Annotated in this window: 9 protein-coding genes; 5 read left to right on the top strand and 4 right to left on the bottom strand. The window is 66.5% G+C overall.

What is annotated here, in order from left to right; genetic code table 11:
- Positions 1-32 precede the first annotated feature (32 nt).
- Positions 33-2,213, bottom strand: a complete 2,181-nt coding sequence (gene mutL, locus FHS28_RS05615; protein ID WP_088448699.1) for a DNA mismatch repair endonuclease MutL — start codon at positions 2,211-2,213, stop codon at positions 33-35.
- Positions 2,214-2,301: 88 nt separating this feature from the next.
- Here mutL and FHS28_RS05610 point away from each other — a divergent pair, with 88 nt between their 5' ends.
- From FHS28_RS05610 to FHS28_RS05600, 3 genes are all read left to right on the top strand, one after another.
- On the top strand, positions 2,302-2,949 hold the full coding sequence (locus FHS28_RS05610; protein WP_088448700.1) for a DedA family protein: 648 nt from the start codon (positions 2,302-2,304) through the stop codon (positions 2,947-2,949).
- A gap of 163 nt (positions 2,950-3,112) precedes the next feature.
- Complete coding sequence (locus FHS28_RS05605) at positions 3,113-6,637, top strand: S41 family peptidase (protein ID WP_221193715.1); 3,525 nt, start codon at positions 3,113-3,115, stop codon at positions 6,635-6,637.
- Between the two features lie 330 nt (positions 6,638-6,967).
- Positions 6,968-7,543 carry a PEP-CTERM sorting domain-containing protein gene (locus FHS28_RS05600; RefSeq protein ID WP_088448701.1) on the top strand — a complete coding sequence of 192 codons (576 nt, stop codon included), beginning with the start codon at positions 6,968-6,970 and terminating at the stop codon, positions 7,541-7,543.
- 163 nt (positions 7,544-7,706) lie between these two features.
- Here the strand turns inward: FHS28_RS05600 and FHS28_RS05595 are convergent, their stop codons facing one another.
- Both FHS28_RS05595 and tsaE read right to left on the bottom strand, forming a co-directional pair.
- Positions 7,707-9,158 carry an N-acetylmuramoyl-L-alanine amidase gene (locus FHS28_RS05595; protein WP_088448702.1) on the bottom strand — a complete coding sequence of 484 codons (1,452 nt, stop codon included), beginning with the start codon at positions 9,156-9,158 and terminating at the stop codon, positions 7,707-7,709.
- Positions 9,155-9,655 carry a tRNA (adenosine(37)-N6)-threonylcarbamoyltransferase complex ATPase subunit type 1 TsaE gene (gene tsaE, locus FHS28_RS05590; protein ID WP_088448703.1) on the bottom strand — a complete coding sequence of 167 codons (501 nt, stop codon included), beginning with the start codon at positions 9,653-9,655 and terminating at the stop codon, positions 9,155-9,157. Before tsaE ends, FHS28_RS05595 begins: the two co-directional genes overlap by 4 nt.
- 5 nt (positions 9,656-9,660) lie before the next feature.
- On the opposite strand from tsaE, the gene queG reads away from it, so the two are divergent.
- Both queG and FHS28_RS05580 read left to right on the top strand, forming a co-directional pair.
- On the top strand, positions 9,661-10,785 hold the full coding sequence (gene queG / locus FHS28_RS05585) for a tRNA epoxyqueuosine(34) reductase QueG (protein WP_088448704.1): 1,125 nt from the start codon (positions 9,661-9,663) through the stop codon (positions 10,783-10,785).
- Between the two features lie 72 nt (positions 10,786-10,857).
- A complete protein-coding gene (locus tag FHS28_RS05580; RefSeq protein ID WP_088448705.1) occupies positions 10,858-11,835 on the top strand; it encodes a tripartite tricarboxylate transporter substrate binding protein BugE in 978 nt (325 codons plus the stop codon).
- A gap of 137 nt (positions 11,836-11,972) precedes the next feature.
- On the opposite strand, the gene FHS28_RS05575 is transcribed toward FHS28_RS05580, so the two are convergent.
- Positions 11,973-12,146 (bottom strand): hypothetical protein, encoded by a 174-nt coding sequence (locus FHS28_RS05575; protein WP_184294198.1) that lies wholly within the window; start codon positions 12,144-12,146, stop codon positions 11,973-11,975.
- Positions 12,147-12,246 lie beyond the last annotated feature (100 nt).

Here is a 12,246-nt window from a genome sequence, read left to right as displayed (position 1 = left end):
AAGGGGCAGCGTGCGGGCGCGGGACGCGCTCGTCAGCGTCCGCGCAGAAACAGGCCGTCCAGGTCACGCACGGTGAGCTGGCGCCAGGTGGGACGACCATGATTGCACTGGTCCGCACGTTCGGTGCGTTCCATGTCGCGCAGCAGGGCATTCATTTCGTCGAGATTGAGTTGCCGGTTGGCGCGCACCGCGCCGTGGCAGGCCATGGTGGCCAGGATTTCGTGCTGGGCCCGCTCGATGGCGTGGCTGGCATCGAACTGCGCCAGTTCCGCCAGCACGCCGCGCGCCAGTTCGACCACATCGCCACCGGCCAGCAGGGCGGGGCGCTCGCGCACCGCCAGCATCCGGGCCGACAGCGGCGAGATGTCCAGGCCCAGCCGCTGCAGGGTCTCGGCCTGGGCTTCGGCGGTCGCGATTTCCTGCGGTGTGGCGGAGAAGGTGACCGGGATCAGCAGCGGCTGGGATTCGATCCGGGCCTGACCCAGCGAGGCCTTGAGCCGCTCGTAGACCACCCGCTCGTGGGCGGCGTGCATGTCCACGATGACCAGACCCTGAGCGTTTTCGGCCAGGATGTAGATGCCCTGGATCTGTGCAATGGCCCGACCCAGCGGCCACTCGCCGGCCTGGGTGGCGGGCAGGGGCGTGGCCGGATGGGCCGCACCGGCTCCCGCACCCGTCGCGGAACCGGATCGGAAGGACGACGTTGTCGTCGGCAGTGCGTGGGTCGATGGGGCGTAGAGGGCTTCCGCCTGTTCGAGCGCCAGCGCCGTCTGGGCACGGGTCGGGATGGGCGCGCGCCAGGCTGCACCACCGCCACCGCCACTTGCGCCGCGACTGTCTGACCAGCCGCCCGCAGCACCGGGGGCCGTGCGGTAGACGCCAGACCTGTCCCCGCCCTCAGACCGCCCGTCAGCGCCCCGTGCATACACGCCGGCCGATTCGCCGACACCCAACTCAGCGCCGCCACCGCCATAGGCACCGCCACCAATGCCGGAACCCGTGCCACCCAGGCCTGGAGTTCCGGCGCCATTTATCGCGCCGTCGACGCCATCGACGCCCCCAGCGGCCGCCTCCTGCGACATCGGCCGCTCCCACGCATGGGTGCCGCTCCAGGTCTTCGGGACGGAGCCCGGGCGCATCGGCGCCAGATCATCCGTGACCCCATCGCTGGTGCGGCTCAGCGCCAGCGCCGCCACCACCGCGCGTCGCACCTGCTGGTGAATTTCCCGGCCATCGCGAAAGCGCACCTCGATCTTGGTCGGGTGCACATTCACATCCACCAGTTCCGGCGTGATGTCGATGAACAGCACATAGCTGGGTTGGCGCTGTCCATGCAGCACATCGTCGAAGGCCGAGCGGATGGCGTGCGCGATCAGTTTGTCCCGCACGTAGCGGCCATTGACATACACATACTGCATGTCGGCCCGGCTGCGCGCCGCTTCCGGCAGGCCCACCCGACCATGGATGCGCAGCGGACCGACCTCGGCCATCACCTCGCGGCTCTGGCTGACGAAGTCCTCATTGAGCACCTCCGCGACCCGCTGGGCCAGCGACGACGCGCGCCACTGGTCCACCAGCTTGCCTTCATGCCAGACGGTGAAACCGACGTCCGGCCGCGCCAGCGCATGGCGGCGCAGCGCTTCCAGGCAGTGGCCCAGCTCGGTGCCTTCGGATTTCAGGAACTTGCGGCGTGCCGGTGTATTGAAAAACAGTTCTCGCACTTCCACGCTGGTGCCGCGCGACCGGGCGGCCGGGCTCAGTTCGCCGCTGCGGGCGTCCAGGCGCCAGGCGTGCGGCGCGCCGTCGAACCGGGAGACCAGCGCCAGCTCCGCCACCGACGACACCGCCGCCAGCGCTTCGCCGCGAAAGCCCATGGTTGCCACCGCCTCCAGCTCATCCAGGCTGCGAATCTTGCTGGTGGCATGGCGCTTGATGGCCAGCGGCAGCTCGGAATCTGGAATGCCGCAGCCGTCGTCCTCCACCACCAGGCTGCGCACACCGCCCGCCAGCAGCTTCAGCTGGATCTGGCCGGCGCCGGCGTCCAGCGCGTTGTCCACCAGTTCCCGCACGACGGACGCCGGGCGCTCCACGACCTCGCCAGCCGCGATCTGGCTGATGAGTTCATCGGGGAGTTCGCAAATCGAGCGACGCGGCGGGGCAGTGGGGGCGCCGCCCGGCGAGACGGTCGCCGGGGGGGCAAAAGAGGCATCCATAGGGGGGCCATTGTAGAAGAGGCCCCCGAATCCGGGGGCAGGCGGAACCGACTGGGGAGGGGGCGGGACACCGCCATAATGCGCCGCCATGGATGTCCTGCAATTCCTCCTCGATTTTGTCCTGCACGTGGACGCGCATCTGGCCGAGTTCGTCACGAACTATGGAGCCTGGGTGTATGCGCTGCTGTTCCTCATCGTCTTCGTGGAAACCGGCGTGGTGGTCATGCCGTTTTTGCCGGGTGACTCGCTGCTGTTCGTCGTCGGGGCGCTGTGCGGCGCCGGCGTGATGAACCTGCCGCTGGCCATGGGCGTCCTGCTGGTGGCGGCCATCCTGGGGGACCAGTGCAACTACACCATCGGACGCACGCTCGGCCCCAAGGTGTTCCAGTGGGAGCAGTCCCGCTTCTTCAACAAGCGCGCCTTCGACGCCGCGCATGAGTTTTATGAGCGCCATGGTGGCATCACCATCGTGCTGGCCCGGTTCATGCCGTTCATCCGCACCTTCGCCCCGTTCGTGGCCGGGGTGGCGGCGATGAGCCGCAGCCGTTTCACCGCCTACAACGTGGGCGGCGCGATGCTGTGGGTGGTGGGCCTGACGCTGGCGGGCTATCTGTTCGGGAACATTCCCTTTGTGCAGACCCATCTGAGCAAGATCATCTGGGCCATGATCCTGATCCCAGGCCTGATTGCCCTGTACGGCGGCTGGAAGGCGTCGCGCAAGCCGGCCCAGGCCTGACGAGGCGGACGGGCCGGTCCAGACGAGGCCGCGGGACAGGCCCGTCTTCGGGTATCTCCCGAGTCCGGACGCGCCAGTTCGATGGGGGTGAGCTTCGGCACGGTCCCGCCAGCCCGCTATTCTGCGGCGCTGGTTTCAACCGTACTTCACCGTACCCAGCCCCATGCAACTGAGTTCCCTGAGCCAGGCCATCGCCCTGGCCCTGAACGTCGCCGTCAGCCTGGCCGCCGGCCTGGCCGTATCGCCTGCGATGTCGCAGTCCGGTTCGTCCGCGGCGGCCTCCGCCACCGCTGGCACGCCTCCCTCATCGGCATCGGCTACGGCGGCGGTGTCCCCGGTGACCGCCTCCGGCGCCGCCGTCAGCCTGCTGCTGCGTCAGCCGGCGGTGTCGGCCCGGCATCTGGCCTTTGTGTATGGCGGGGCGCTGTGGCTCGCCAACCGCGACGGCAGCCAGCCGCGCCAGCTGGTGCCGCGGGTGACGTCGGAATTCACTCCGAAATTCTCGCCGGACGGCCAGTGGCTCGCCTTCTCGGCCGCCTATGACGGCAATACCGACGTGTATGTGGTGCCCACCGCCGGCGGCCAGCCCCGCCGCCTGACCTGGCACGGCAGCAGCGACCAGGTCACCGGCTGGAGCCCGGACAGCCAGCGGGTGCTGTTCGCGTCGCCACGCCAGGTGCTGAACAACCGCAGCAACCAGCTCTACGAAGTGCCGGTGGGCGGCGGCTTCGAGCAGCAGGTGATGAAGGCCGTGGCCTACGAGGGCAGCTGGAGCCCGGACGGTCGTCTGCTGGCCTACCGACCCTACCGCCAGGCCAACAACGGCGCCAGCGGCTGGCGTCAGAGCCGCGGCGGCACCACGCCGCCGATCTGGATCATCGACCCCAAGGGCAAGACCTGGGAAGAGATTCCCCACGTCAATGCCACCGACTGGAACCCGATCTGGATGGGCGATGAAGTCGTCTTCATCTCCGATCGCAATGACGGTGCCGCCAACCTCTTCGCCTACAACACCCGCAGCAAATCCCTGCGCCAGTTGACGAAGGAAACCAGCTGGGACGTCAAGACGGCGGACGGCCGCGATGGCCGCATCGTCTATGAGGTGGGCGGCCGCCTCAAGGAAATCAGCCTCGCGGGTGGCGAGCCGGTGACGCTGAACGTCAGCCTGAACGAACCCAGCGCCCAGGCGCGGGTGCAGTGGAAGGATGCCGCCCGCACCATCACCAGCGTGGCGCTGTCGGCCACCGGCAAGCGGGTGCTGGTGAGCGCGCGGGGCGAGGTGTTTTCGGTGCCGGTGAAGGACGGTGTGGTGCGCAACCTCACCCAGACGTCCGGCGTCCGCGAAAAGGACGCCCTGTGGAGCCCGGACGGCCAGCAGGTGGCCTATGTGTCCGACGAGCCCGGCATGCGCCATCAGGTGGTGCTGCGCGACCAGCTCGGCGACCAGGCCGTGGGCAAAACGCCGCGCAAGATTCTGCTGCCGGAGACCGGTTATTTCCGCTTGCTGGACTGGTCGCCCGACGGCAGCCGCCTGCTGCTGCAGGACAACCATCTCAACCTCTATCAGCTGCCGCTGTCCGGCGTGCAGTCGGGTCAACTGTTGAAGATCGACAGCAGCCCACGCCGCCAGAACTACGACGCCAGCTTCTCGCCCGATGGCCGCTGGCTCGCCTACACGGTGACCGGCCGCAATCACTTCAGCCAGATCAAGGTGCACGATTTCCAGACCGGCCAGCAGCACACGCTGACCGACGGCATGAGCCATGCCGAGCAGCCGGTGTTCTCCAGCAAGGGGGACGTGCTGTTCTTCGCCGCATCGGTGAACTCGGGACCGGCGCAGGTGGGCCTGGACATGTCCACCCAGGAGCGTTCGCTGCGCATGGGGCTGTTCGCGGCGGTGCTGCGGTCGGACGGCTCGTCGCCGCTGCTGCCCAAGGCGGGTGATGAAGACGGCAAGGCCGGCAAGGGCGGCGCCGGGGACGGCGACGATGAGGACAAGGGCGACAAGTCCGACAGCAAGTCGGACAAGAAGGCTGACGGCCAGGTGGATGCCAAAGCTGACGCCAAGTCCGACAAGAAGGACGACAAGAAGGGCGACAAGAAGGACGGCAAGGCCAAGCCGGTGCGCATCGACTTCGCCGGCCTGCAGAACCGCATCGTCGGTCTGCCGGTGGCCCAGGCGCGGTACGACCATCTGGACGTCGCCGCCGATGGCGCCCTGTTCTACATCGAGCGTGAACAGCCCGGCACCAGCATCGAGCCGCCATCCGGCGATGGCAACGAGCGCGGCTCGCTGTTCCGTTTCGACTTCGAAGAGAAAAAGGCCAAGTCCATCAAGCCGGGCGTGCAGGACTATTCCCTGAGTGCCGACGGCAAGAAAATCCTCTTCGACCTGGGCAATGGCCGGCTGGAGGTGGCCGATGCGCGGGAGAAGATCGACGCCAAGCCGGTGGATGTCTCTGGCCTGAAGGTGCGCATCGACCCGCGCGCCGAATGGCGCCAGATCTTTGACGAGACCTGGTGGATGGAGAAGGAATTCTTCTACGACCCCAAGCTGCATGGCGTGGACTGGAAGGGCATCTATCAGCGTTATCTGCCGCTGCTGGCCCATGTGCAGCGTCGTGAAGACCTGAACGAGCTGATGGTGGAGATGATCGGCGAGCTGCAGGTCGGCCACAACCGTGTTGGCGGCGGCGACGTGCTGACCGAACCCAAGGTGGCCATTGGCCTGCTGGGCGCGGACTTCAGCTTTGACGGCGGCCACTACCGCATCAGCAAGATCTTCCAGGGCGATCGCTGGAATCCGTTCCTGAAGGCGCCGCTGGCGGCCCCGGGCCTCAACGTCAAGGCGGGGGACTACCTGCTGGCGGTCAACGGCCGCCCGGTGGATGCCCAGCACAACCTCTTCCAGCAACTGGAAAACACCGTCGGCAAACCGGTGCAGCTGACGATCGCCAGCGACGCCAAGGGGCTGGGCGCCCGTCAGGTGCAGGTGGAGCCGATCGCGAGCGAAGTGGCGCTGCGCCAGTGGGACTGGGTGGAGCACAACCGCCAGGAAGTGGACCGCCTGAGCGGTGGCAAGCTGGCCTACGTCTACATGCCGGACACGGCGACCCAAGGCTTCCAGCTGTTCAACCGCATGTTCTTCGCGCAGGTGGACAAGCAGGGCCTGGTGATGGATGACCGTCGCAACGGCGGCGGCCAGGCCGCCAACTACGTGACCGAGGTGCTGGGCCGCGCCTACCTGGGCAGCTGGAAGGACCGCGACGCGCTGGTCTACGACACCCCGGGCGGCGCGATCTATGGGCCCAAGGCGATGCTGATCGACCAGGACGCAGGGTCGGGCGGCGACTTCATGCCGTATGCCTTCCGCCGTACCGGCCTCGGTCCGCTGATCGGCAAGCGGACCTGGGGCGGGCTGATCGGCATCGCGGCCAATCCGCCGTTGATCGACGGTGGCTCGCTGGTGGTGCCGTTCTTCCGCTTCTTCACGCCGGAAGGGGAATGGCGCATCGAGAACGAAGGCGTGGCGCCGGATATCGATGTCAACCTCGACCCGGTGGCCGTGAATGAAGGTCGCGACGTGCAACTGGAAGCGGCCGTGGCCAATGTGATGGAGCGGCTCAAGACCTGGAAGCCGATCCAGCGGACCGAACCGCCGGCGATGCCGACGAAGGTCGGCGGTTGAGCTTCAGAAGCGCTGAAGGGCTTAGCCGCAGAGTGGATCGGCCGCTGCGCCGCTGAGCAAGCCCGACGCTTGCGTTTCATGAACACCCCGTGCTCCGGACCCGATCCGGAGGCGGGGTGTTTTTCTTTAGCGCCGCAACACTGTCAAATTTTCCGACAGCCCGATCTCACCATCCGTGACGCAGTTCACGAACAGTTTCAAGCCGCTGTCGAAGCTTTTTACAGTGACACGGCATCCCTATCCTTAGGGATAAGGGAATCAATGACTTAGTGCGTTGGCACACATTTCGCTACTTGGAGTGCGTTTGGACATTTCTTATAAGAGCACCTCATGCTGAATCGCCTGATCGCCTCCCTGGCAATGGCCGCCGCCGGGCTGGTGGCCGTTGTGACGCCGGCCGCCGCCGCGACCGTGAACTTCGAAGACCTGCGCAATGTCACGCCGACCTACGACCGCTACGCCAGCAAGGGTCTGACCTTCAGTGCCAACACCTCGTACTGGGTCTACGACCACTCCGGCAGCAAGTCGGCTGCGGGTAACTACTCGCTGGGCTCGTCGGGCTGGGACAACATCACCGGCTACTTCAGCGTGGCGGTGAACAGCCTGTCGATGCTGGTGGGTGATGAAGGCAATGATTTCGATCGCGCCACGCTGAATGTCTACGACAGCGCCAACCATCTGCTGGCCTCGGCTTCGGGCAGCGGCACCAGCTGGTTCAGCCTGAGCGTGAATTCCACCTCCAACATCGCCCGCTTCGAGATCATCCAGAGCGGTGCGGTGGCGATCGACAATCTGAACTTCTCGGCTGCCGCTGCCAACAGCGTGCCGGAACCCGGCACCCTGGCGCTGGCCGGTCTGGGCATGGTGGGCGTGGCGTTGCTGCGTCGCCGTCGTCAGCAGGCTTGATAGCTCTAGCCTGATACCCAAAATCTGACACCAGAGACCCGCTATCCGCAGGAAGCCCGCAGCACCCTTCGCGGACGTCTTGCGGAGAGGGAAAGGGTCAGAAGATCAAAGGCCGGTGCACCTCGAGTGCTCCGGCCTTTTTTTCAAGCAACATCCATTCCCGTCAAAGCGCCCGATGCCGCGCCGCCAGCGGGGGATTCTTCGCAAAGTAGCGGGCAATCCCGGTCGCCAGCGCCTTGACCAGTTCATCCTGATAGTCCGGGTCGCGTAGCTTGGACTCTTCCTCGGGGTTGGAGATGAAGGCCGTCTCCACCAGGATGGAGGGCACGTCCGGCGCCTTGAGCACCGCAAATCCCGCCTGTTCCACGCTGCCCTTGTGCAGCTTGCCCACCTTGCCGATCTGACCCAGCACTTCGCCGCCCAGCTTCATGCTGTCCTTGATCTGCGCGGTGGTGCTCATGTCCAGCATGGCGCGCAGCACGCCGTCGTCCTTCACACCCTTGGTGTTGACGCCGCCCACGATATCGGCGGCGTTTTCCTTGTCGGCCATCCAGCGCGCGGCCGTGGAACTGGCACCACCGGAGGACAGGGCAAACACGGAAGCGCCGCGGGCCTTGGGAGTGATGAAGGCGTCGGCATGGATCGAGACAAAGAGGTCGGCCTGCACCCGGCGGGCCTTGCGCACCCGCTCGCCCAGGGGCACGAAGAAGTCGGCGTCGCGGGTCATCATGACGCGGATCTTGGGATTGCTGTTGAGCCGCTCGCGCAGCTTCAGACCGATGGCCAGCACCACATCCTTTTCCCTGAGCCCGCTGGGGCCGATGGCGCCCGGATCTTCACCGCCATGACCGGGGTCGATCGCAATCACGATCAGCCGGTCCAGCTTGGCCTGGCTCATCTCCGGCGCCACGTCCTTGAGGGGCGGTGGCGGGGTGGGTGCGGGTGGCGGTGGTGGGGTGGGGCCGGCGGGGCGCGGCGCAGGACGGGCCTGGGGGCGGGCCTGCGCCACGGCGCGTTCCGCTTCAGAGGCGGCCGGCTGCGGGCGACCGATCTTGTCGATCAGCTCCCCCAGCGCATCCTGCACCGACTGGGCGGCAGCCTGTTCCGCCGCTTCCTTCTCGCGGACCAGATCCAGCAGCGGATCACGCTCCTGCAACGGATACAGATCCAGCACCAGCCGGTTCTTGTAGGCGGCCACCGGCTCGATGGTGAACACCTGGGGGGCAATCGGCTGCTTCAGGTCGAACACGATGCGCACCACCCGCGGCTGGTTCTGGCCGACGCGCACCGCCGCGATGTAGGGATCGTCCGGCCGGACCTTGCCCAGCAGTTCCCGCAGGTCGGGGCTGAGTTCCAGGCCGTCGATGTCGATCACCAGCCGGTCCGGATGGTTGGCCAGAAAGCTCTTGGCGGCCAGGGCACGGTCGGATTCCAGCGTGACGCGGGTGTAGTCTTCTGCCGGCCAGACGCGCACCGCAATGATGGACGCCGACGAGCCCGCCGCCTGCGCCACCGAGGGCAGGGTGGCCGGCCATACCGGCACGCTGAGCACCAGCGCACCCATCTGGCGGAGCGCGCGGCGGCGCGGGGCAGAGGTCCGGGAGTCTCCAGTCATGCTTGATCGAGGTATTGGGTCAGTTCCGCCAGCAGCGCCACGCCGCGGGGCGTGTGAGCCTGGGCGAGGACATCGCGGCGGTCGTCGTCCGCCACGTCCAGGGTCAGGTGAAGGTCGGGCGGCGGCAGCATGCCGGCCGCTTTCTGGGGCCATTCGCTCAGCTTCAGCCCCGGCGCGGCAAAGAGGTCGCGAAAGCCGGCGTCTTCCCACTCGCGCGGGTCGTTGAAGCGGTAGAAGTCGAAGTGATGGGCGGGCAGGCCTTGCAGGGCAGGGGGCTGATAGTCCTCCACCACCGCATAACTGGGGCTCTTGATGCGACCGGTCACGCCCAGCGCGCGCAGCAGATGCCGCACCAGGCTGGTCTTGCCGGCCCCGAGGCCGCCCTCGAGTTCGATACTGAGGTCCGAGATTTGCGGACACCGGGCCAGCGCCTGCGCAAAACGCTCGCAGGCGGCCTCATCAGGCCAACGGAATTGGCGGGTTTCTAAAATGCTCAAAACCTATGGAATCCTTGCTGAACGCTCCCGACCGAACGCCCGACACGCTGCATGCGTTGACGGGTCAGATCCGCACCTGGGCGCTTGAGCTCGGATTCTCACAGATTGGCGTGGCCCACGTCGATCTCACCGATGCGGAAGCGGGCCTGCAAGCCTGGCTCGATGCCGGCTTTCATGGCCAGATGCATTACATGCAGGCCCACGGCATGAAGCGCGCGCGGCCGGCCGAGCTGGTGCCCGGCACGCTGTGTGTGCTGACCGCACGCATGGACTACCTACCGGCCCATCTGGACGCCGACTGGCAGCAAAAGGAGCATGCGGCCCTGGCCGATCCGGCCCGCGCCCAGGTCTCGCTCTATGCCCGGGGGCGGGACTATCACAAGGTGCTGCGCCAGCGCCTGCAGCAGCTGGCCGACCGCATCCAGACGGCCGTGGGGCCGCTGGGGCACCGGGTGTTCACCGACTCGGCACCGGTGCTGGAGGTGGAACTGGCCAGCCGCTCGGGCATCGGCTGGCGGGGCAAGCACACCCTAACCCTGCACCGGGAGGCCGGGTCGATGTTCTTCCTCGGGGAGATCTATCTGGATCTGCCGCTGCCGCCGAGCGAGCCGGTCACCGCCCACTGCGGCCAGTGCCGCGCCTGCCTGGACGCCTGCCCGACGCAGGCGATCGTCGCGCCATACCGCCTGGATGCCCGGCGCTGCATCAGCTACCTGACCATCGAGCAGGACGGGCCGATTCCGGAGGAACTGCGGCCCGCCATGGGCAATCGCATCTACGGCTGCGACGACTGCCAGCTCGTCTGTCCCTGGAACAAGTTTGCGCGGCGCCAGGCCTTGCCTGACTTCGACTGGCGCGAGCCGCTGGGCCATGCCTCGCTGCTGCAGCTGTGGGCCTGGGACGAAGCCACCTTCCTCAAGCGCACCGAAGGCTCGGCCATTCGACGCATCGGCCACGCGCGTTGGCAGCGGAACCTGGCGGTGGCGATGGGCAATGCGCTGCGCCAGTCGCTGGATGCCGAGCTGCGTGCGTCGATCCGCGCCGCTTTGTGTGCTGGCCAACAGAGAGCTTCGCCGTTGCTCGCGGAACACATTGAATGGGCGCTTCGTCAAACTTGCGACCATACGTAATTCCGCTAGCGCGGAGGGGGCGCATGACTCCTTAAGCTCCGGGACTGATATTGCTTCCCCGATGAGGAGACCATGAACCGTCGCAAGTTGTTCCAACACGGGCTGCTCCTGGGCGGCCTGAGCCTGTGCAGCGCACTGGCTCTGGCCCAGACCTATCCCAACAAGCCGGTCAAGCTGGTGGTGCCGTTTGCACCCGGCGGCACAACCGACATCATTGCCCGCGTGGTGGCCCAGAACATCAACGGCCCGCTGGGTCAGACGATGATCGTGGAAAACAAGGCGGGCGGCGGCGGCATCATCGGCGCCAACGACACAGCCAAGTCGGCACCGGACGGTTATTCGCTGGGCGTGGCCACGGTGTCCACCACCGCGGCCAATCCGGCCATCAATCCGAAGGTGCCCTACAAGCCGCTGGAAGACTTCACCCCCATCATCAACATTGCGGCCACGCCCAATGTGATTGCGGTGCATCCGTCCTTCCCGGCCAAGGACTACAAGGGCTTTGTGGCGGAGCTGAAGAAGAACCCCGGCAAGTACAGCTATTCCAGCTCCGGCACTGGCGGCATTGGCCACCTGCAGATGGAGCTGTACAAGAGCCTGGCCGGTGTGTTTGTGACCCACATCCCCTACCGCGGTGCAGGTCCGGCCCTGAACGACACCGTGGCCGGTCAGGTGCCGATGATCTTCGACAACCTGCCATCGGCACTGCCCTTCATCAAGGACGGCCGCCTGATCGCCATCGCCGTGGCCGCGCCGCAGCGCCTGGCGGTGCTGCCGAATGTGCCCACCTTCAAGGAAGTGGGCCTGGAGCCGGTGAACCGCATGGCCTTCTACGGCATCTATGGGCCGAAGAACCTGCCCAAGGAAGTCGTGACCAAGGTGCATGACGCCGTCAGCAAGACGGTGCAGATGCCGGACGTGAAGAAGCGCATCGAAGAGACCGGCTCGATCATCGTGGCCAACACGCCGGAACAGTTCTCGGCGCAGATCAAGGCGGAATACGACGTCTACAAGAAGGTCGTGGAAACGCAGAAGCTGAAGCTGGAGTGATGCCGGGCATCGCCGGTCTCGCTCGATCGGGCTGAAGACCGGCCCCTGGATCGCACCGGGATCGCATCTGAATCGATCATGAAAAAGGGCGCCGCCTCCCGAGGGAAGCGGCGCCCTTGTCGTTGCTGATCAGGCGATCAGAACGGACGGCCGGTCAGGCCACCAATTACATTGCCGAGCAGGCCGGAGGCCAGACCGCCACCGATGCCCGGCTGGCCGCCGGTCAGGCCACCGGCGATTTGTTGAATGGCGCCGCCGGCGACTTGCGGGATGACGCTTTGGGCGAGACCGCCGATGAGTGCTGGAATCATGAGAATTCTCCAATAGAGGGAATGAAAAGCCGGCGATTGCGCCGCCGCACCGGTCCACATGCCGTTTGGCCGGTCGTCCCGATGCGCAGGGCGCGCGAAA

Origin of the sequence: Roseateles terrae, assembly GCF_014192155.1 — a bacterium.
Lineage (GTDB): Bacteria > Pseudomonadota > Gammaproteobacteria > Burkholderiales > Burkholderiaceae_C > Roseateles > Roseateles terrae.
Note: the sequence above shows the minus strand (reverse complement) of the source record. Positions and strands in the feature narration are given on the sequence as shown.

What these genes read in the sequence shown, in the direction of transcription:
- mutL (WP_088448699.1), bottom strand. Translation starts at nt 2,213, where the DNA reads ATGGATGCCTCTTTTGCCCCCCCGGCGACCGTCTCGCCGGGCGGCGCC.
- FHS28_RS05610 (WP_088448700.1), top strand. Translation starts at nt 2,302, where the DNA reads ATGGATGTCCTGCAATTCCTCCTCGATTTTGTCCTGCACGTGGACGCG.
- FHS28_RS05605 (WP_221193715.1), top strand. Translation starts at nt 3,113, where the DNA reads ATGCAACTGAGTTCCCTGAGCCAGGCCATCGCCCTGGCCCTGAACGTC.
- FHS28_RS05600 (WP_088448701.1), top strand. Translation starts at nt 6,968, where the DNA reads ATGCTGAATCGCCTGATCGCCTCCCTGGCAATGGCCGCCGCCGGGCTG.
- FHS28_RS05595 (WP_088448702.1), bottom strand. Translation starts at nt 9,158, where the DNA reads ATGACTGGAGACTCCCGGACCTCTGCCCCGCGCCGCCGCGCGCTCCGC.
- queG (WP_088448704.1), top strand. Translation starts at nt 9,661, where the DNA reads ATGGAATCCTTGCTGAACGCTCCCGACCGAACGCCCGACACGCTGCAT.
- FHS28_RS05580 (WP_088448705.1), top strand. Translation starts at nt 10,858, where the DNA reads ATGAACCGTCGCAAGTTGTTCCAACACGGGCTGCTCCTGGGCGGCCTG.
- FHS28_RS05575 (WP_184294198.1), bottom strand. Translation starts at nt 12,146, where the DNA reads ATGATTCCAGCACTCATCGGCGGTCTCGCCCAAAGCGTCATCCCGCAA.